This window comes from Modestobacter altitudinis (assembly GCF_005930475.1).
In the GTDB taxonomy this organism is placed as follows: Bacteria; Actinomycetota; Actinomycetes; order Mycobacteriales; family Geodermatophilaceae; genus Modestobacter; species Modestobacter altitudinis.
On record NZ_SJEW01000014.1, the window covers coordinates 57,955 to 76,543 of the forward strand.

Here is an 18,589-nt window from a genome sequence, read left to right on the forward strand (position 1 = left end):
GGCCATGGCTCACCCCCTGATCGCCGGGTGCACGACGTCACCCGCAGCGAGCAGTGTGCGCGCTGAACGGGGCGAGACCATCTCGCCTGCAGCGGTCATGGGGTCATGTGCGCGCCGTCAGCGGCGCCGTTCGGCGTGCGCAGCCACAACGTCACCGATCATGAGGAGCGGGTCACCCCCGCGCCGAGGACCCTCGAGCGGAGTGGCTCCGTCTCAGTCGAGGCGCCCGTGACGTGTCCCTGGGTGGGTCTCAGGGACACCCGGGGATGCGCGGACTGTCAGGGCGCGACGTCACAACATGGTGCGCAGGCGCTCGCGGGGGTCGGCGCGGAGCTGTTCATCAGCGAGAAGGCCGCGAGCGTGCACGTCAGCAACATCCTGGCGAAGTTCGGCGCCTCTGGCCGCACCGAGGCGGTCGCCCTGGCCGCCCGCGGCCTGCTCAGCTGACGGACTCCCGAGCCGCCTCGACGTCCGCCGGCAGCCGGGTCGTCAGCCGGCGGCCGGGGGAGTGCGGGGGCTGCTGAGCCGGCCGCGCAGACGCTCGACCCACTCGTCGAGCACGTTTGACCTGTCGGCCGGGCCGGCCGGGGCCGGCGGCATGAGCACCCACAGCAGGAGGTAGATCGGGATACCCGCTCCGCCGACGAGGGTGAGGCCGACGAAGGCGACCCGCCACAGCAACGCGTCCACGCCGGTGTGCTCGGCCAGGCCGCCGCTCACACCGCCGAGCATCATGTCGGTGCGGCTGCGCTGCAGCGGCGGGCGATCGGTGGAGCCCGAGAGGGCCGGCGGCTCGAGGCCGGTCGGAGGAGTGGAGTACGGAGACGATGTCATGCCACGAGCCTGCTCGCGACGGCGTCCCGGCGGCATCGGGGAACGCCCGGACCTGTCCCTGGTCCTCGACGTCAGGGATGACCCGAGCCGCCCCTGACCACCGCTCAGAGCATCGTGCGCAGGCGCTCGCGGCGGGCGCGGAGGACCTCGACCGACGCCGACGCCGAGGGCGGCCCGGGCACCGACGAGCGGAGCTGGGTGTGCACCACGGCCTGCGGTTGCGAGGTCTTGGCCGCGATCCGGTTCACCAGCCGGTTGATCTCCCGGCGGAGCTCGGCGACGTCCCGCCAGCCGCGGCCGGGCGCGTCCTCCTCCGGGTGGTCCTCGACGACCATGAAGCCGTCCTCGTCGTCGCCCCGCCGGTGCGAGGCGGCGACCCGGATGCGCAGCTCGTCGTCCCGCTTGGACAGCAGCTCCGCGGTCTGGGCGGCGGTCAGCAGCCCGGGGATGCCCAGGAAGTCCTCGTCCTCGGCCTCCAGCGGCGCGCCGGCCGGGGTGCCCTCACCGGTGTGCGCCGTCCCGCTGGACAGCACGTGGGCGAACCGGGCGTCGGCCTCCAGCGCCTCCCACTGCTTCATCTCGCCCTCGCGGGGCTCCCGGGCGGGGAGGTCCAGCGCCTCCAGCTCCTCGTCCGGCTGGGACTTCGGCGGCGGGATGACGTGGTTGCGCTGCTCCTCCATCGCCGCGGCCAACGACAGCAGCGGCCGCACGGCGGGGAGGAACACGGTCGCCGACTCGTGCGGCCCACGGGCACGCACCACGCGGCCGACGGCCTGGGCGAAGAACAGCGGCGTCCGGTAGGAGGTCATCCAGGCCAGGACGGCGGCGCGTGGCACGTCGACGCCCTCGGAGACCATCCGCACGCAGACCGCGATCCGGGCGCCGCCGATGTTGAACTTCTCGATCTTCTTCGACGCCTTCGGGTCGTCGGAGAGGATCAGCTCCGGCGCCTTGCCGGTGACCCGGCGGACGATCTTGGCGTACTCGCGGGCGTCGTCCTGGTCGCTGGCCAGCACCAGCCCGGCGGCGTCCGGCATGCCGGTCTCGCGCAGGTGGGTGATCCGGTCGTCCATCGCGGCGATCACGTGCGGCACCCACTGGCCCTTGGGGTCCAGCGCGGTGCGCCAGGCCTGCATCTCCACCGAGCGGGTGCCGGCCTCGGACAGCGACGCGGCGACCACCTCGCCGGCGGAGTTCCGCCACCGCGAGGTGCCGGTGTAGGCGGCGAAGACGACCGGCCGGACGACGTTGTCCGCCAGCGCCTCCTTGTAGCCGTAGGTGAAGTCGGCGACGCTCATCAGGCCGCCCTGGCCCTCGAACCCGTCCTCGACGTACTTCACGAACGGGATGCGCTCGTCGGCCTTGGTGCGGAACGGCGTCCCGGTCAGCGACAGCCGGCGCGCGGCGCGGCTGAAGGCCTCCTCCGTGGCCTCGCCCCAGGAGAGACCGTCGCCGGCGTGGTGCACCTCGTCCAGGACCACCAGCGTCTTGACCGCGGTCGCCCGGGCGGCGTGCAGCATGGGCTTGCCGGCGACCTGCGCGTAGGTGGTGACGTAGCCCTGGGTGCCGGCCCGGACCGGCCCCACCGCGTTGGTCAGCCCCGGGTCGAGCACGATGCCCATCCGGTCCGCCGCGTCGGCCCACTGCAGCCGCAGGTGGTCGGTCGGGCAGACCACGACCACCCGGGCCACCTCGCGCCGGGCGAGCAGCCGCGCGGCCAGCGTCAGGGCGAACGTCGTCTTGCCGGCGCCGGGGGTCGCGGTGACCAGGAAGTCCTTCGGTGAGGTCTCCTCGTAGCCGGCCAGTGCGGCCTGCTGCCACGCTCGGAGCGGTCGGCTGGTCGTCTGCGGGCCCAGTGTCTCCGCTCGTGCTGCAGTCCCCATGTCGGGGACCATCTTGGTCGGCGGGGAGGCAACACGCCCAACCGGGCGCCTCCCGCGCGCCTCGTCCGCGACGACGTATGGGACGCCGTCACCTCTCCGCTGACCTGGGCTGATGCACCGGCGGCCGATCGGGTGTGGCACAGGTCATGCCCGTGTCGGACCGACCCGTCACGTCCCGCCGGTCCCGCCGTCCCCACGCGTCCCGGCGGGACCGGCGGCCCCTCAGCGCGCCCGGCCCCGGGCGCGGAGGGTGGCGTAGGCGGCGGCGGTGAACAACGCGGCGGCCGCGACGGCGAACCCGGTCGGCTGGCCCCCGCTGAGCAGCTCGTCCGCCAGGTCGCCGGAGTTGTTCGAGGCGTTGAACACCGCGTGCACGACCCCGGCGGCCAGCAGGCTGCCGGCTGCGCCGTGCACGGTGACGCCGACCATCAACCGCATCACCAGACCGAACACCAGCAGCGCCCCGACCGCCGTGAGCAGCTCACCTGCGGACGAGTCGCCGATGAACTGCAACGGCAGGTGGATCGCGGCGAACGGCACCGCGGTCATCGCGGCCGCCGGCAGGTACCCGTACCGCGGCTCCAGCCGGCCCTGGAAGAAGCCCGCCCACACGGTCTCCTCCCACAGGTGCACCAGCACGACCGCGGTGATGATCGAGACGACGGCACCGGCGAGCGCACCGGCCAGGTCGCCGGTGTCCAGCGACCGGCCGCCCAGGACCCCGAGCCCCAGGGTCAGCAGCGGGAGCGCCAGGACGACCGCCGCCCACCAGCCGGGTGAGAACCGCCAGCGCAGAGCGCGGCGGAGCAGGACGCGCACGGCCGGCCGGCCGTCGGCGACCGCCGTCACCCACAGCGCTGCGGGCAGCATCACCAGCAGCGTGAGGGCCAGCGTGAACGGCTCCTCGGGGACCTCGCCGCCGGGGAGCACCCCGTGGTCGGCCAGCGCGGGCACCGAGACCAGCGGCCAGCCGAGGCCGAACACCAACACCAGGAAGGCGGTCAGCGGGCGCCGGGCCACCCAGCCGCGGAAGCCGGGGGGCGTGGTCCGGCGAGTGGTGAGCCGGGGGTCGTCGACAGCGGACATGACAGGACTTCCTTCCATCGAGGGGTCAGAGGAGGCGGGCCGGCCGCACCGCGGCGACCGGCAGGGCAGCGGTGTCGCAGGCCAGGGCGACGTCGTCGAGCGCGGCGGCCTGCACCAGGCAGAGGCAGTGGCCGTCGGGCAGCAGCAGGGCGCTGCACCAGCCGATCGGCACGCCCCCGGCCGCCAGCCGCCGCACCGCCTGGTGCAGCGCCCGGTGCATCGCCACGGCGTCGGACGCCGCGTCCCGTGCGGTGAGCTCGACCAGGAAGAGCTCGCCGCACGCACTGACCGGCCGGCCGTCCACGCGGACACCGTCCCGCCGGCGGCCGCACCGCACATCGGGAGATGTACGGACGGCGGCACGGGCCTCCCGCAGGCCCGTACCCGCCGCTACGGTCCGGGGGCATGGCCCGGGCCGCTGCCGTCCACCGGGGTGCCCGGTTGCCAGCCGAGCGCAGCTCCTTCGTCGGCCGCCGCGCGGAGCTCGCCGAGGTCCGGCGGCTGCTGGGGGACGCCCGGCTGCTCACGCTGGTCGGGCCCGGTGGCGTCGGCAAGACCCGGCTCGCGCTGCGGGCGGCCGCCGAGCTCCGCCGCTCGTTCCCGGGCGGGGTCGTCCTGGCCGACCTCACCGCGGTGTCCGACCCCTCGCTGGTCGCCCAGCAGGTGGCCGCGGCCCTCGACGTCCGGGACAGCTCCGGGCGCTGGCTGCCCGCCGCCCTGGCCGAGGTGCTCGGCGAGGACCGCGTGCTGCTGGTGCTGGACAACTGCGAGCACCTCCGCGACGCCTGCGCCGTCCTCGTCGACGCCGTGCTGGCCGCCTGCCCCGGCCTGCAGCTGCTGGCCACCAGCCGCGCCCCGCTGGACGTCCCCGGCGAGGCACTGTTCCCCGTCCCGCCGCTGCCGCTGCCCGCCGCGGGGGACGCAGCCGGCTCGGACGCGGTCCGGCTGCTGGCCGAGCGGGCCCGGGCGGCAGCGCCGGGACTGGTCCTCGGTCCCGCCGACGAGGCGGACCTGGCGGAGCTGTGCCGCCGGCTGGACGGGATCCCGCTGGCCATCGAGCTGGCCGCCGTCCGGCTGCGCACCCTGGGCCCCGCCGACCTGCTGGCCCGGCTCGACGACCGGTTCGCGCTGCTCCGTCGCTCCGGGGGCTCGGTGCCCGAACGGCACCGGGCGCTGCGGGCCACCATGGAGTGGAGCGCTGAGCTGCTCGGGGACGGCGAGCGGGTGCTGTGGCGGCGGCTGTCGGTGTTCGCCGCCGACGTCGACCTGGCGGCGATCGAGGCGGTGTGCCCCGACGACCTGCTGCCGGCCGCGTCGGTGCTGGAGGTGCTGACCGCGCTGGTCCAGGCGTCGGTCGTCGAGGTCACGCACGGAGCGGCCGGCCCCCGGTTCCGGATGCTCGAGACCGTGCGCGCCTTCGGCCGCGAGCAGCTGGTGGCCGCGGGGGAGGTCGACGCGGTGCGGCTGCGCCACCGGGACTGGTGCGCCGGCGTCGTCACCTCGGCGGCCGCGCAGTTCCTCGGCCCGGGGCAGGTCGCCGCGTTCGACCGGCTGAGCGCCTGTGCCGCCGAGATCGGTGCGGCACTGGAGACCTGTCTGTCCCGGCCGGGGGACGCCGCCGTCGGCCTGTCACTGGCCGCCGAGCTGTGGCTGTGGTGGGAGGCGCGCGGCCGGCTGGCCGAGGGACGGCGCTGGCTCTCCGTGCTGCTGGCCCGGGAGACCGCGGAGTCGGCGGCCCGCGCGCACGGGCTGGTGGTCGCCGGCTACCTCGCGCTCGCGGCGACCGACCCGGACACCGCCGTCCCGCTGCTGGAGGAAGGGCAGGAGCTGGGCCGGCGGCTCGACCTGCCCGCGACGACGGCCCTCGCCGTCCAGTACCTGGGGCTGGCGGCGCTGTTCCGCAGCGACCTGCGGACGGCGGACCGGCTCTTGCGAGAGGCGGCCGCCGCCCACCGTGCCGTGGACGCCCCGCACGCCGCCTTCTGCTGGGCCGACGTCGGTGTGGTCGCCCTGCTGGCCGGGGACCTGGTCGCCGCTGACGAGGCCTTCACGACCAGCCTGGAGCAGGGCGCCGGCGGTGACGCGTGGACCCGGTCACACGCCCTCTGGGGGCTGGGGCTGGTCCGGTTGGACGGCGGCGAGCCGGCCGCGGCCGCCGCCCTGGAGGAGCAGGCGCTGCTGCTGATGCGCGAGGTGGACGACCGCAGCGGGGTGGCGCTGTGCGTCGAGGCGCTGGCCTGGGCCGCCGCGGCGGCGGGGGACCCGGAGCGCGCGGCGCTGCTGACCGGCGCCGCGGACGCCGTCTGGCGCTCGGTCCCGGCTGCGCTCCCCGCACCGTTGGTCCGCTACCGGGAGGCGTGCACTGCCTCGGCGCGTCGGGCGCTCGGTGCGCGGCGCTGGAGCGCCGGGACGGAGCGGGGCGGTGCACTGGGCCGGGCGGACGCGGTGCGGGCCGCGCTGCGGGAGGAGGCAGCCGGTGCCCTCCCACCCCAGCGGGGAGCGGGAGGGCTCACCCGCCGGCAGCAGGAGGTCGCCGACCTGGTGGTGGAGGGGCTCACCGACCGCGAGATCGCAGCGCGGCTGGTCATCTCACCGCGCACCGCGGAGTCGCACGTGCAGCAGATCCTCACCCGGCTCGGGCTGCGGTCCCGCGCGCAGCTCGCCGCCTGGCGCACCCTCCAGCACTGACGTGCTGGAGGGTGCGGCCCCCTCGCAGGGGGTGCCCGTCAGTCGGCGGGCTCGTCGACCCAGTCGGGGCCGTTGACCTCGCCCGGGCCGGCCAGGTCCGCGGCGTCGACGATCGTGTACGCGTAGCCCTGCTCGGCGAGGAACCGCTGCCGGTGGGCGGCGTACTCGCTGTCCAGGGTGTCGCGGGAGACGACCGTGTAGAAGTGCGCCTGCCGGCCGTCGGCCTTGGGGCGCAGCACCCGGCCGAGGCGCTGGGCCTCCTCCTGCCGCGAGCCGAACGTCCCCGACACCTGCACCGCGACCGCGGCCTCGGGCAGGTCGATGGAGAAGTTGGCGACCTTGGAGACGACGAGGGTCTTGATCTCGCCGATGCGGAACGCCTGGAACAGCCGCTCGCGCTCCTTGTTGGTCGTCGACCCCTGGATCACCGGGGCGTCCAGCGCCGCGCCGAGCTCGTCGAGCTGGTCGAGGTAGGCGCCGATGACCAGCTTCTGCTCGTCGGGGTGCCGATCGAGCACCCGGCGGATCACCGGCAGCTTCGACTGCGCGGTGGCCGCGATCCGGTACCGCTCCTCGGGTTCGGCGACCGCGTAGGTCATCCGCTCCTCGTCGTCCAGGCTGACCCGCACCTCGACGCACTCGGCCGGGGCGATGTAGCCCTGCGCCTCGATGTCCCGCCACGGGGCGTCGTACCGCTTGGGCCCGATCAGGGAGAAGACGTCGTCCTCCCGGCCGTCCTCGCGGACCAGCGTCGCGGTGAGCCCCAGCCGCCGGCGGGACTGCAGGTCGGCGGTGAGCCGGAAGATCGGCGCGGGGAGCAGGTGCACCTCGTCGTACACGATGAGGCCCCAGTCCTGGGCGTCGAACAGGTCCAGGTGCCGGTACTCGCCCTTCCGGCGGGTCGTGATGACCTGGTACGTCGCGATGGTGACCGGGCGGATCTCCTTGCGCTCACCGGAGTACTCGCCGATCTCCTCCTCGGTGAGCGAGGTGCGGGCGATCAGCTCGCGCTTCCACTGCCGGCCGGAGACGGTGTTGGTCACCAGGATCAGCGTGGTCGCCTTGGCCTCGGCCATCGCCGCGGCCCCGACCAGCGTCTTGCCGGCGCCACAGGGCAGCACGACGACGCCCGAGCCACCGGCCCAGAAGCCGTCGACCGCCTCCTGCTGGTAGTCGCGCAGGTGCCAGTCGTCCTGGGCCAGCTCGATCGGGTGCGCCTGCCCGTCGACGTAGCCGGCGAGGTCCTCGGCCGGCCAGCCGATCTTCAGCAGCGCCTGCTTGAGCCGGCCGCGCTCGGAGGGGTGGACGGCGACCGAGTCGGCGTCCAGCCGGGCGCCGAGCATCGGGGCCACCCGCTTGCTGCGGACGACCTCCTCGAGCACGGCCCGGTCGGTGCTGGTCAGCGTCAGGCCGTGCACCGGGTCGTTGGCCAGGGTCAGCCGGCCGTAGCGGTCCATCGTGTCGGCGATGTCGACCAGCAGCGCGTGCGGGACCGGGTAGCGCGAGTAGCGCACCAGCGCGTCGACGACCTGCTCGGCGTCGTGCCCCGCGGCCCGCGCGTTCCACAGCGCCAGCGGGGTGACCCGGTAGGTGTGCACGTGCTCGGGAGAGCGCTCCAGCTCGGCGAACGGGGCGATCGCCGCCCGGCACTCCTTGGACTGCGGGTGGTCGACCTCGAGCAGCAGCGTCTTGTCGGACTGGACGATCAGGGGGCCGTCACTCACGCGTGCGCATCCTCTTCTCGGGGGCTCAGGCGCGGAGGACGCGCCGGACTGTCCAGGCTAACGCCGAGCAGCGACCCGACCTTCCGGACGACGGTGTGCGACCGGTCGCCCCGCCCCGGGGGCGGAAGTGGCCACTTCTGCCCCCGGGGTGGTCAGATCCAGGCGGTGCGGCGCAGCGGCGGCTGCTCACCGCCGGTCTTCTGCAGCAGGACCTGGTTCACGCCCATGTCACCGGCCTCGAAGGTCAGCGCGCTGGCGGCCATGTACAGCCGCCACACCCGGGCCCGGCCCTCGCTCGAGGCGGCCACGGCGGCGTCCCAGTTCTGCTCCAGGTGCTGCACCCAGGCCCGCAGCGTCAGCGCGTAGTGCTGGCGGAGCGCCTCGACGTCGAGGACCTCCAGGTCCCGGGACTCCAGCAGGCTCACCGTCTCGCCCAGGTTCAGCAGCTCGCCGTCGGGGAAGACGTAGCGCGCGATGAAGGAGTCCGGCCGCCAGGTCGAGACGCCGGCGTTCCAGGAGATCGCGTGGTTGAGCAGCCGCCCGCCGGGGCGGAGCAGCCGGTTCAGCTGGTCCACGTACCCGGGCATCTGCGCGCGGCCGACGTGCTCGGCCATCCCGATGGAGCTGATCGCGTCGAAGGGCCCGTCGTCCACGGCGCGGTAGTCCTGCACCCGGATCTCGATCTTGTCGGTGAGCCCTGCCTCGGCGACCCGCTTGCGGGCCAGCAGCGCCTGCTCCTCCGACAGCGTGACGCCCACGACCGTCGCGCCGTGGTGCCGGGCGGCGTGGATGGCCATGGAGCCCCAGCCGCAGCCGACGTCCAGCAGACGGGACCCGGGGACCAGCCCGAGCTTGCGGCAGACCAGGTCGAGCTTGGCCTCCTGGGCGGCGTCCAGCCCCGTCTCCGGCGATGACCAGACGGCGCAGGAGTAGACCATCGAGGGGCCGAGGACGAGGGAGTAGAAGTCGTTGCCGACGTCGTAGTGGTGGGCGATCGCGGCGGCGTCCCGGGCACGGGAGTGCCGACCCCCGTCGACCGGAGGAGCCTCCTCGGGCGGCGGCGCCGGCTCCGGACCGAGGGCGCCCAGCCGGAGGGCGGTGCCCAGCAGACGGAGCCGGTCGCGCCAGGACCAGTGCGTCGGCGGCTTCTCCTGCGCCAGCCGGCTGTCGCTGCGCAGCGCGGTGAACGTCGCGAAGACGTCGTCCTCCATGTCGATCTCGCCGGCGACGTAGGCCCGGCCGATGCCCAGCTGCCCGGGTGACCACAGCATCCGCCGCAGTGCCCGGCGCGAGTTCACCGCCACGACCGGCGCACCCGCGGGGCCGGTGATCGAGCCGTCCCACCCGCGCAGGCGGACCGGGAGCTCCGTCGTGCCCAGCACCGCACCCAGCGCATCCGACAGCCGGTCGGCGACCGTCCGCTTCCTCGTCATGCCCCACACTCCTCGCCCTGGCCGCACCCAGCGGACGACCCGGGACCTTCTGCCCGGACGCTGGTTGCACGTACCAACTGACCCGCGCAACGCCGGACGGGCGCTTGATCATCCCGGACGAGGGGGGGAAAGCGGAACCCGTGGCCGGGCAGGTCAGCCGGTCGCGTCCTCGGCCTCGACCAACGCCACCGACGTGATCCGGTGGACGGCGAAGGTGCGGCTCTCTCCGCGCCCCTCGTCGAAGCCCTGCAGGAACCCGCCGGCCAGCGACACCGGCTGGACGACGCGCTGGCTGCCGCTGCCCTGGGCGTCGACGTAGCCCAGCCACACCGGCAGGTTCTCCCGGACCGCCCGGCTGAGCAGCTCCAGGGTGCTGGCCGTGGTCACCCCCGGCACCTGACGCACCGGCTCGGCCCGCCGGGCGGCCAGGGCGGCGTCCCCGGCGCGGATCTCCCGCACGGTGGCCCCGACGTCGCCGGGGGCCAGTGGACGCGGCCCGACCGGCCCGGCCGTCGCGCCGGGACGACGTCCGGCGGCACGCGGCGGGGCCTGCGGCCGGGTCAGCACCGCACCGCCGGCGGACTCCCCGGCCGGGGCGTACCCGGCGGCGCGCAGCACCGACAGCACCTCCTCCGGCGGCAGCCCGCTGACCAGGACGCCGGGGGCCAGCCGGCGCAGCTCGGCGTTCGCGGTGCGGCGGTCGCTGAGCACCTGGGAGACCAGGCCGTGGTCGTCGGAGCGGACGTAGCACTCGATCGCGCCCACCCGGAGCCGGCCGTGCTGCCGGGCGACGTCGTCGATCAGGTACTCCAGCGCCTGCGGCACCGGCGTGCGCGAGGACCGGGCGAAGAAGTCGTGCAGGTCGGTGGCCGACCAGCCGGCGTCCAGGGCGCGCCGGATGCTGCCGTCGGAGACCCGGTAGACCGTGGCACCGCCGGAGGACTCGACGTCGGCGACGACGCCGAGGGTGCCCGCCAGGTCGGCGACCAGCGGCCCGGGGGCGATCAGCGACAGGTCGGGCTGGGCGAGCACGTGGTCGACCGGCTCGGGCAGCAGGCCGCGCATCCCGTCGGCGGCGTCGTCCTCCCCGCCGGTGAGCAGGCCGCGCCCCCCGCGGCCGAGCACGCCGCCGACGGCGATGCCCAGCCGCTCCGCCTCGGCCAGCAGGTCCGGCACCGGCGCGAGCCGGTCGGCCCGCCGCGGGGTGCGCCAGCGCAGCAGCGAGACCAGCTCGGGGGCGGCCAGCCCGGAGCCGGCGGGGAACTCGGCGAGCACCGACAGCGCCGAGCGCCGCAGCACCGGCGCGGTCTGCCGGACGACGTCGGGGGAGAGCACGTTGACCGCCTTGCCGGCGACGTCGCGCTGCCCGACCAGCGAGAGCAGCCGCACGCTGGTCAGCCAGCCCCAGGCCAGCGTCGCCCACCGGTCGGCCAGGTCCTGCTCCCGCCAGGCGTCGTAGCTGCGGGTGGGCAGCCACTCGTCGCGGTGCGCCCCGCCCACGTCCAGCAGCCCGGCGGCGTGCGCGACCTCGACCAGGAACGCGACGTCGGCCTCGCCGATGCGCAGCTCCTTGGCCAGCCGCTTCTGGTCCCGCACGCCGAGGCCGCCGCTGCGCAGCAGGCCCGCCGGCTCCTCCTCCAGGGCGGTGAGCACGTCGACGACCCGGCTGAGGAGCTCGAGCGCCGCGCCCGCGGCCTGCCTGTCGACGACGGCCGGGTCCCGCCGGCTCAGCTCGGGTTCCGGGCGGAGCCGGGGCGGGCCCAGCGGCCGGTCGCCGCGCAGGGCCAGACCGATCTCCCGCGGCAGCTCGACGTTGATCGCGTCGATGCGGGCCAGCAGCCCGGCCTGCAGGAGACGCCGGGCCGGGCTGAGCGAGCCGGAGGTGCCGTCGGGCAGGTGGCCGACCGGCCGTTCGCCGGCCAGCCGGTCGAGCACGGTGCGCTCGTCCGGGGCGAGGTCGGCGAGCGCGGCCGGCAGGTCGTGGGGGAGCTGCACCCGCAGGTCGACGGCCCGCCGGCCCAGCCCGGCCGGGTACCGGACCGCGCGGCGCACCGGCTCGGGGGCGTGCAGCTCCTCGTCGCCCCACAGCAGCGCGCGGGTGCTCAGCGTCTCCACGGCGGCGTCGACGGCCTCGGCGGGCACGTCGGGCAGCAGCCCGGGCAGCTCGGTGCGGGGCACGCCGTCGGTCGGGGAGAGGAGCACCGCGTCGAGCACCTGCAGGGTCGCTGCGTCCAGCTCGTCGAGCGCCCGGTCGACCGAGACCGGGACGGCGAGGCGGGTCGCGAGGCCCACGACGTCGGACGGGGCGGGGCGCGCGACGTCGGGCCGGGCCACCAGCAGGGCGCCCAGCTGCTCGTCGGTGCGGGTGCGCAGCCAGGCGGCGAGCGTGGCGGGCTGGTCCGGAGACATCCGGTCCACGTTACGTCGACGGTCACCGGTCCTGCTCCGGCGGTCGGTGCCCGGGCTGCAGGAGGCCCCGGCGGTGCCCTGGCGACGCTCGTGCTCTGCTCCCACCCGGGCAGCAGAGCACGATCGTCCGGAGAGCACCTCCGGCGCGGTGGGCCGACCAGCCGGCCTTTCGGTTCTGGGAGCATCGCCGGGTGCCCGCGCTCGACGACCCGCAGACCCGGACCGCCGTCGACGCGCTCCGCGCCGGGGCGCTGCGCTGGCTCGGCGGGGGGCTGGTGGCCGTCGTCCTCGGGGTGCTGCTCGGCGCGGCCGTCGTCCGGATCGTGGAGAACGGCGGCGCGCGGCCACCGTTCGCCGGGCTGATGGTCGTGGCGCTGGTCGTCGGTGGCGTCGCGGTCGCCTGCATCGGGCTGGGTGCGCTGGTCCGGGCGCGCCGGTGGACCGCTGCGCTGGCCCGGACGGACTGGCAGGTCGGGGTGCTGCGGATCGCCGGCCCGGCGGTGCTGCAGGTCGAGCCCCTGGGCTTCGACGAGTTCGTCGACGAGCCACTGCGGCTGCAGCTGGTGTCCACCGCGGTGTGGCGGACCCGGGCCGTGCAGCAGCTCAACGGCTCCGACATCCGCTACGCGGAGGTCTCCCCGCGGGAGTGGCTGCTCACCGCCGACGGCGTCGGCACCGTCTACGGAGCGCGGGTCGCCGGCCGCCGCTGACCCGGCCGGGCGACACGGTGGGGAACGCGACGTGCATCTCAGCGGTCGGACACGCGAAGATGGCACCGAGGCACCCGGGGAGCTGACCCGGACCGCACCGCTGATGGAGGCTCGATGTCCAAGCGCAAGGAGAAGCACGCCCACCTGGTCGAACCGACCTGGGGGCAGTCCGAGGGCGACGGCCCGCCGGTGACCGAGCTGGTCAGCGAGATGGCCGGTGGGCTCTCGCCGTTCGGTGAGGACCACGCCTTCCCGCTGCCGCCGGAGCGGCTGCGCTACGCCCACCCGACCGACCGCCCCAACCGGGCCGGCCTGATGGCGGGCGAGTAGAAGGACCCCTGCCCCCCGCATCTCGCGAGCTCGCAGCGGGACCCTGCAGGGGGGCCGACACGAGGAGAAGACCATGACCCAGCCCGCGCTGCCGTCCTACAGCAGCGGCACCTCCACGGTGCCCCTGCTCGGCGACACGATCGGGGCGGACCTCGACCGGACGGCAGCGCGGGTGGGTGACCACGAGGCGCTGGTGGAGTGCACCTCGGGCCGCCGCTGGACCTACCCCGAGCTGGTCGCCGACGTCGACGCCTGCGCCCTGGGCCTCGACGCCCTCGGCGTGGTCAAGGGTGACCGGGTCGGCATCTGGGCGCCCAACTGCGCCGAGTGGGTGTTCGTGCAGTACGGGACGGCGAAGCTCGGCGCCGTCCTGGTCAACATCAACCCGGCGTACCGCACGCACGAGCTCGCCTACGTGCTGCAGCAGGCGGGCATCTCCGTGCTGGTCGCGGCGCCGGAGTTCAAGACGAGCGACTACCGGGCCATGGTCGCCGAGGTCCGCGAGGACTGCCCGGCGCTGCGCACCGTCGTCTTCCTCGGCGACCCGGAGTGGGAGGAGCTGATGGCCACCGGCCGCGCCGCCGACCGCGCCCTGCTGACCGAGCGGGCGGCCCAGCTGAGCCCCGACGACCCGATCAACATCCAGTACACGTCGGGGACGACGGGCTTCCCCAAGGGCGCCACGCTCACCCACCACAACCTGCTCAACAACGGGTTCTTCGTCGGTGAGGGCTGCGGCTACACCGAGGCCGACCGGGTCTGCATCCCGGTGCCCTACTACCACTGCTTCGGCATGGGCATGGGCAACCTCGGCTGCACCTCGCACGGCGCGACGATGGTCATCCCCGCCCCGGGCTTCGACCCCGCCCGGACACTGCAGGCGGTGCAGGACGAGCGGTGCACGTCGCTGTACGGCGTCCCCACGATGTTCATCGCCGAGCTGGCGCTGCCCGACTTCGGCTCCTACGACCTGTCCAGCCTGCGCACCGGGATCATGGCCGGCTCACCGTGCCCGGTGGAGGTGATGAAGCGGGTGGTCGACGAGATGGGCATGACCGAGGTGACCATCTGCTACGGCATGACCGAGACCTCCCCGGTGTCCACCCAGACCGGTGCCGACGACGACCTGGACCGCCGCACCTCCACCGTCGGCCGCACCCACCCGCACCTGGAGTCCAAGGTCGTCGACCCCGAGAGCGGGCTGACCGTGCCGCGCGGGACGCCGGGGGAGCTGTGCACCCGCGGCTACTCGGTGATGCTGGGCTACTGGGACGAGCCGGGGAAGACCGCCGAGGTGCTCGACAGCGCCCGCTGGATGCACACCGGCGACCTGGCGGTGATGGACGCGGCCGGCTACGTCAACATCGTCGGCCGGATCAAGGACATGGTGATCCGCGGCGGGGAGAACGTGTACCCGCGCGAGGTCGAGGAGTTCCTCTACACCCACCCGGACATCGTCGACGCGCAGGTGATCGGCGTCCCGGACGAGCGGTACGGCGAGGAGCTGATGGCCTGGGTGCAGCTGCGCGACGGGGCGGAGCCGCTGACCGCCGAGGCGCTGCGCGCGTTCTGCGCCGGCAAGCTCGCCCACTTCAAGGTGCCGCGGTACGTGAAGGTGGTCGACGGCTTCCCGATGACCGTCACCGGCAAGGTCCGCAAGGTCGAGATGCGCGAGGTGTCGGTCGCCGAACTCGGCCTGCAGGCCGCGGCCGCCATCCGCAACGCCTGATCCGGGGTCCCAGCGCTCGGGAACCGATGCGCGGGGACTCCGCTCGTCAGCCGGCCGGGGACTCCGACGGGGTGGTCGTCGAGGTGCTGCCGCCGTCGGTGCGGATGAAGCCCACCGGCCAGGCGCCGGAGAGGCCGCTGCACGCCTCGGGGTCGGAGTCCTCGACGACCACCAGGTAGAAGGTCGGCGGGGCGGCGTCGGAGGTGTTGATCTCGCTGAACACCGCGTCGCCCGCGGGCACGTCGACCTCGCCGATCAGCTCCTGCAGGTCCTGGTCGTAGACCTGCACGCCCCAGCCGGCCTCGGCCACCGCGTCGGGGACGGTCAACGAGATCGTGGTGTCCGGGGTGACCTCGATGATCGGCGGCGTCGTCGCGTAGCGCTGGCCGTCGCCGTCCCGGCAGTACTGCGTGGGGTCGACCGGGATCTGGTCACCGCCGGCCTGCACGGTGACGGTGGGGGCGGCGGAGCCGCTGCTGCCCGCCCCGCCGTCGGCTGCGGAGCTCCCGCAGCCGGCGAGCAACCCCAGCCCGGCGAGCAGCGCCACCCCGGTCGACGTCGGTCCTGCCGAGGTCACGTCCATGCCTCCCGATCGATGGTGCGGCGGGCCCGGCGGGTGCGCAGGCTCCAGAGGGTGAGGCCGACGGCGAGCACGAGCAGCGCCGCGGCGACGGTGAACCCGAGCCAGCCGGTGGTCGGCAGCGCGACCCCGAGCGCGCCGCCGAGCACCCAGGCCAGCTGCAACCAGGTCTCCGAGCGGGCGAACGCCGAGGCCCGCAGGCTGTCGGGCACCTCACGCTGGACGATCGCGTCGAGCGCGGCCTTGCCCAGCGCGTTGGTGACCGCGGCGACGCCGGCCACCAGGGCGGCCATCGGCAGGCTGAAGAAGCAGGCGGCCAGCACGGTGATCGCCGCCGCCGCACCGGCCGCGGCCAGCACCACCCGGTCCGGGCTCGCCGTCTGCAGCCGGGCGCCGATGCCGGTGCCGAGGAAGCTGCCGGCGCCGGCCGCGGCGGCGATGCCGCCGAGGGCGACCGTGGCCTCCCAGCCGCTGGACACGGTGGCCTGCACGAGGAACGCCGAGAAGATCGTCAGGAAGCCGCTCAGCCCGCGCAGCGCCGCGGTCGCCCGCAGCGCGGTGACGACGTGCGGCGTGGTGGCCCGGCGGCGGCTGCCGGGCACCGCCATCGGCGCGGTGCGCAGCACGTCCGCGGGCTCCTCGTCCCCCGGGACGTCGACGTGCCGGGGCAGCCGGAGCGCGAGCACGGCGGCGCCGGCGAACACCGCCGCGGTCGCGCCCAGCTCCCAGCCGAACCCGAGCAGCGAGGCGGTGCCGGCCGCGAGGGCGCCGAGCACGCCGCCGGCGGCCAGCCCGAACACCGACATCCGGGCGTTGGCCGAGGTCAGCGACATCGCCGCCGGCAGCACCCGGGGGACGACGGCGGCCCGCAGCACGTTGAACGCCTTGCTCAGCACCAGCACGCCCAGGGCCGCCGGGTACAGGCCGAGGTCGTCGTGGTGCACGGCCATGAACACGGCCAGCAGGGCCCGCCCGAGCAGGCTGCCGGCCAGCGCCCAGCGGCGGCCGCGCTGCAGCCGGTCCAGCGCCGGGCCGATCACCGGAGCCACGAGCGCGAACGGCGCCATGGTGACCAGCAGGTAGAGCGCGACGTTGCCGCGCTGCGCGTCCGAGGCGGCGGCGAAGAACAGCGTGCCGGCCAGCGAGACGGCGATCATCGCGTCTCCGGCCATGTGCAGGGCGTTCACCCAGAACAGCCCGGTCAGGCCGGTGTCCCCGGCACCGTCGGCCCGGCCGTAGGCGCGCACCCGGCGGACGGTCGCGCCGCTGAGCTGGCGGGTGCGGGCGGCGGCCACCCGGGTCACCGTCAGCTTCCGCGGCCGGGCCCCCGGCTCCTCCGGCGTCCCGTCGGGTGCCGGTCCGGCCGGCGGCGAGGGCCGCGGCGACGGAGGCACGTCGCCGGCCGGCCCTGCACCGACGACCGGCAGCGGCCGGGTCTGCTGGCGCGGGATGCCGAGCGGGTGCGTCTCGACCCCGGGCTCCGGCACCCGGCTCCCGCGCAGCCGCCGACGCGCGCGCGGAGCAGGGGTGTCGGGCACGGGACCATGGTGCCGCAGCGGCCCGAGGAGGCGGTGTGCCGCGCGTCCCGGGGCGCGGCGGGCGCGCCCGGAGGAGCATCCGCGACAATGGGGGGCGTGTCCGACTCTGCGTTCCCCGCCGCCCATGGCTCCGCCCCGGACGAGGTGCTGGCCGCCGCGGTCGAGCCGGCCCGCGCGGCTGCCGCCGAGGTGGCCGGTGACCCGGCCGCCGTCGGTGACCACCAGGGCGTGACCGCCGAGGTGCTGGCCGACGACGTCGACCCGGCGCTCGGCGTCGTGGTCACCCACTTCTTCGCCGCGACCCTGCCCGGCTACCGCGGCTGGCACTGGGCCGTGACGCTGGCCCGGGTGCCGGGCGACGACGAGCCCACCCTCGACGAGGTGGTCCTGCTGCCCGGCGACGCGGCGCTGCTCGCCCCGGCGTGGGTGCCCTGGCACGAACGGCTGCGCCCGGGCGACCTGTCGGTCGGCGACGTCCTGCCCGCCACCGAGGACGACCACCGCCTGGTGCCCAGCTACCTCGCCGACGACGACTCCGCCGACGACCCGGCCGGCCGGGTCGTCGCCGAGGAGATCGGCATCGGCCGGGAGCGGGTGCTCTCGCCGCTGGGCCGGATCGAGGCCGCCGAGCGCTGGCGGGACGGCGACTTCGGGCCGCGGTCGGCGATGGCCCGGCACGCGCCCGGCCCCTGCGCCACCTGCGGGTTCTTCCTCCCGCTGGCCGGGTCGCTGCGGCTGTCGCTGGGCGCCTGCGGGAACGGCTACTCCCCGGCCGACGGCCACGTGGTCACCGCCGACTACGGCTGCGGCGCGCACAGCCAGGCGACGCTGGAGCCCTCCGACGGCGAGCCGGCCGAGGTCCAGCTCACCGCCCGCTACGACACCGCGGACTTCGACGTCCTCTGAGCCGGTGGGCGCGCAGGCCGAGCTGAGGACCGCCCGGCTGCGGCTGGTGCCGCTCGCCGAGGAGCACCTCGAGGCCGAGGTCGAGCTGGACTCCGATCCCGAGGTCATGCGGTACCTGACCGGCCGGGCGAGCACCCGGGCGGAGGTCGAGGCCCGGCACCGGCAGCGGCTGGCCGTCGCCGGGCGGGTGCCCGGGCTCGGGTTCTGGGCGGGGCTGATCGGGGACGAGTTCGTCGGCTGGTGGATCCTCGAACCGCCCGAGCGGCCCGACCAGGGGCCGGTCGCCGGCCAGGCGGAGCTCGGATACCGGCTGCTGCGCCGGCACTGGCGCCGGGGGCTGGCCGGCGAGGGGGCGCGGGAGCTGCTCCGGCACGGCTTCACCGACCTCGGGCTGCGGCGGGTGTTCGCCGAGACGATGGCCGTGAACACCGCCTCCCGCGCCACGATGGCCGCGCTCGGGATGAGGCACGTGCGGACGTTCACCCTCGACCTCGACGACCCGCTGTCCGGCAGTGAGCTCGGTGAGGTCGAGTACGCGATCACCCGCGACGAGTGGATCGCCGGCGCGGGGGTCAGTCCTGGCGGTCCTGGCCCTGCCAGCGCATGAGACCCAGGCCGAGGACGGCCAGCACGAGCGCGGCCACGCAGGTCCAGGTCCACACCCGGTCGACCCGGTCGCCGAGAGCCAGCAGCACCACCAGCGCGACCGCCCACAGCGCCATGCCCACGTGCACCACGC

17 protein-coding genes are annotated in these 18,589 nt (G+C 75.4%); 7 read left to right on the plus strand and 10 right to left on the minus strand.

What is annotated here, in order from left to right:
- The first annotated feature begins 243 nt into the window (after positions 1-243).
- Positions 244-447, plus strand: coding sequence for a LuxR C-terminal-related transcriptional regulator (locus tag FHL79_RS25380; RefSeq protein WP_179966084.1), 204 nt, complete (start codon positions 244-246; stop codon positions 445-447).
- Between the two features lie 42 nt (positions 448-489).
- Here the strand turns inward: FHL79_RS25380 and FHL79_RS07715 are convergent, their stop codons facing one another.
- The 4 genes from FHL79_RS07715 to FHL79_RS07730 all read right to left on the minus strand — a co-directional run bounded on the left by FHL79_RS07715 (position 490) and on the right by FHL79_RS07730 (position 4,107).
- A complete protein-coding gene (locus FHL79_RS07715; protein ID WP_138758024.1) occupies positions 490-834 on the minus strand; it encodes a PspC domain-containing protein in 345 nt (114 codons plus the stop codon).
- Positions 835-938: 104 nt separating this feature from the next.
- On the minus strand, positions 939-2,717 hold the full coding sequence (locus FHL79_RS07720) for a DEAD/DEAH box helicase (RefSeq protein WP_138758025.1): 1,779 nt from the start codon (positions 2,715-2,717) through the stop codon (positions 939-941).
- 222 nt (positions 2,718-2,939) lie between these two features.
- Positions 2,940-3,803, minus strand: coding sequence for a CPBP family intramembrane glutamic endopeptidase (locus FHL79_RS07725; protein ID WP_138758026.1), 864 nt, complete (start codon positions 3,801-3,803; stop codon positions 2,940-2,942).
- Between the two features lie 25 nt (positions 3,804-3,828).
- Positions 3,829-4,107, minus strand: a complete 279-nt coding sequence (locus FHL79_RS07730) for a hypothetical protein (protein WP_138758027.1) — start codon at positions 4,105-4,107, stop codon at positions 3,829-3,831.
- A gap of 101 nt (positions 4,108-4,208) precedes the next feature.
- Here FHL79_RS07730 and FHL79_RS07735 point away from each other — a divergent pair, with 101 nt between their 5' ends.
- A complete protein-coding gene (locus FHL79_RS07735; RefSeq protein WP_171058070.1) occupies positions 4,209-6,491 on the plus strand; it encodes an ATP-binding protein in 2,283 nt (760 codons plus the stop codon).
- A gap of 38 nt (positions 6,492-6,529) precedes the next feature.
- On the opposite strand, the gene FHL79_RS07740 is transcribed toward FHL79_RS07735, so the two are convergent.
- From FHL79_RS07740 to FHL79_RS07750, 3 genes are all read right to left on the minus strand, one after another.
- Positions 6,530-8,215, minus strand: coding sequence for a DNA repair helicase XPB (locus tag FHL79_RS07740; RefSeq protein WP_138758029.1), 1,686 nt, complete (start codon positions 8,213-8,215; stop codon positions 6,530-6,532).
- Positions 8,216-8,367: 152 nt separating this feature from the next.
- Positions 8,368-9,648, minus strand: a complete 1,281-nt coding sequence (locus tag FHL79_RS07745) for an SAM-dependent methyltransferase (RefSeq protein ID WP_138758030.1) — start codon at positions 9,646-9,648, stop codon at positions 8,368-8,370.
- Positions 9,649-9,801: 153 nt separating this feature from the next.
- Entirely contained in the window at positions 9,802-12,057 is a 2,256-nt protein-coding gene (locus FHL79_RS07750; protein ID WP_138758031.1) for a helicase C-terminal domain-containing protein, read from the minus strand.
- A gap of 191 nt (positions 12,058-12,248) precedes the next feature.
- On the opposite strand from FHL79_RS07750, the gene FHL79_RS07755 reads away from it, so the two are divergent.
- The 3 genes from FHL79_RS07755 (at position 12,249) to FHL79_RS07765 (ending at position 14,826) form a co-directional block, all read left to right on the plus strand.
- Positions 12,249-12,767 (plus strand): hypothetical protein, encoded by a 519-nt coding sequence (locus tag FHL79_RS07755; RefSeq protein ID WP_138758032.1) that lies wholly within the window; start codon positions 12,249-12,251, stop codon positions 12,765-12,767.
- 114 nt (positions 12,768-12,881) lie between these two features.
- The gene (locus FHL79_RS07760; RefSeq protein WP_138758033.1) at positions 12,882-13,097 is read left to right on the plus strand and encodes a hypothetical protein; all 216 of its coding nucleotides are present in this window, start codon (positions 12,882-12,884) and stop codon (positions 13,095-13,097) included.
- 73 nt (positions 13,098-13,170) lie between these two features.
- Positions 13,171-14,826 carry an AMP-binding protein gene (locus FHL79_RS07765; protein WP_138758034.1) on the plus strand — a complete coding sequence of 552 codons (1,656 nt, stop codon included), beginning with the start codon at positions 13,171-13,173 and terminating at the stop codon, positions 14,824-14,826.
- A gap of 46 nt (positions 14,827-14,872) precedes the next feature.
- On the opposite strand, the gene FHL79_RS07770 is transcribed toward FHL79_RS07765, so the two are convergent.
- Complete coding sequence (locus FHL79_RS07770; protein WP_246080491.1) at positions 14,873-15,409, minus strand: DUF2771 family protein; 537 nt, start codon at positions 15,407-15,409, stop codon at positions 14,873-14,875.
- Positions 15,400-16,944, minus strand: a complete 1,545-nt coding sequence (locus FHL79_RS07775; RefSeq protein ID WP_246080493.1) for an MFS transporter — start codon at positions 16,942-16,944, stop codon at positions 15,400-15,402. Before FHL79_RS07775 ends, FHL79_RS07770 begins: the two co-directional genes overlap by 10 nt.
- A gap of 87 nt (positions 16,945-17,031) precedes the next feature.
- Here FHL79_RS07775 and FHL79_RS07780 point away from each other — a divergent pair, with 87 nt between their 5' ends.
- Positions 17,032-17,850, plus strand: a complete 819-nt coding sequence (locus tag FHL79_RS07780; RefSeq protein WP_246080495.1) for a DUF3027 domain-containing protein — start codon at positions 17,032-17,034, stop codon at positions 17,848-17,850.
- Between the two features lie 4 nt (positions 17,851-17,854).
- Positions 17,855-18,457 (plus strand): GNAT family N-acetyltransferase, encoded by a 603-nt coding sequence (locus FHL79_RS07785; protein ID WP_138758036.1) that lies wholly within the window; start codon positions 17,855-17,857, stop codon positions 18,455-18,457.
- Here FHL79_RS07785 and FHL79_RS07790 read toward each other — a convergent pair.
- On the minus strand, positions 18,423-18,572 hold the full coding sequence (locus FHL79_RS07790; protein WP_138758047.1) for a DUF2530 domain-containing protein: 150 nt from the start codon (positions 18,570-18,572) through the stop codon (positions 18,423-18,425). The genes FHL79_RS07785 and FHL79_RS07790 overlap by 35 nt on opposite strands.
- Between the last annotated feature and the right edge of the window lie 17 nt (positions 18,573-18,589).

Bases quoted from the DNA above. Each gene is read 5' to 3' on its own strand.
- FHL79_RS07745 (WP_138758030.1), bottom strand. From the start codon at position 9,648: ATGACGAGGAAGCGGACGGTCGCCGACCGGCTGTCGGATGCGCTGGGT.
- FHL79_RS07770 (WP_246080491.1), bottom strand. From the start codon at position 15,409: ATGGACGTGACCTCGGCAGGACCGACGTCGACCGGGGTGGCGCTGCTC.
- FHL79_RS07790 (WP_138758047.1), bottom strand. From the start codon at position 18,572: ATGGCGCTGTGGGCGGTCGCGCTGGTGGTGCTGCTGGCTCTCGGCGAC.
- FHL79_RS07725 (WP_138758026.1), bottom strand. From the start codon at position 3,803: ATGTCCGCTGTCGACGACCCCCGGCTCACCACTCGCCGGACCACGCCC.
- FHL79_RS07780 (WP_246080495.1), top strand. From the start codon at position 17,032: ATGGGGGGCGTGTCCGACTCTGCGTTCCCCGCCGCCCATGGCTCCGCC.
- FHL79_RS07720 (WP_138758025.1), bottom strand. From the start codon at position 2,717: ATGGGGACTGCAGCACGAGCGGAGACACTGGGCCCGCAGACGACCAGC.
- FHL79_RS07735 (WP_171058070.1), top strand. From the start codon at position 4,209: ATGGCCCGGGCCGCTGCCGTCCACCGGGGTGCCCGGTTGCCAGCCGAG.
- FHL79_RS07715 (WP_138758024.1), bottom strand. From the start codon at position 834: ATGACATCGTCTCCGTACTCCACTCCTCCGACCGGCCTCGAGCCGCCG.
- FHL79_RS07750 (WP_138758031.1), bottom strand. From the start codon at position 12,057: ATGTCTCCGGACCAGCCCGCCACGCTCGCCGCCTGGCTGCGCACCCGC.
- FHL79_RS07760 (WP_138758033.1), top strand. From the start codon at position 12,882: ATGTCCAAGCGCAAGGAGAAGCACGCCCACCTGGTCGAACCGACCTGG.
- FHL79_RS07765 (WP_138758034.1), top strand. From the start codon at position 13,171: ATGACCCAGCCCGCGCTGCCGTCCTACAGCAGCGGCACCTCCACGGTG.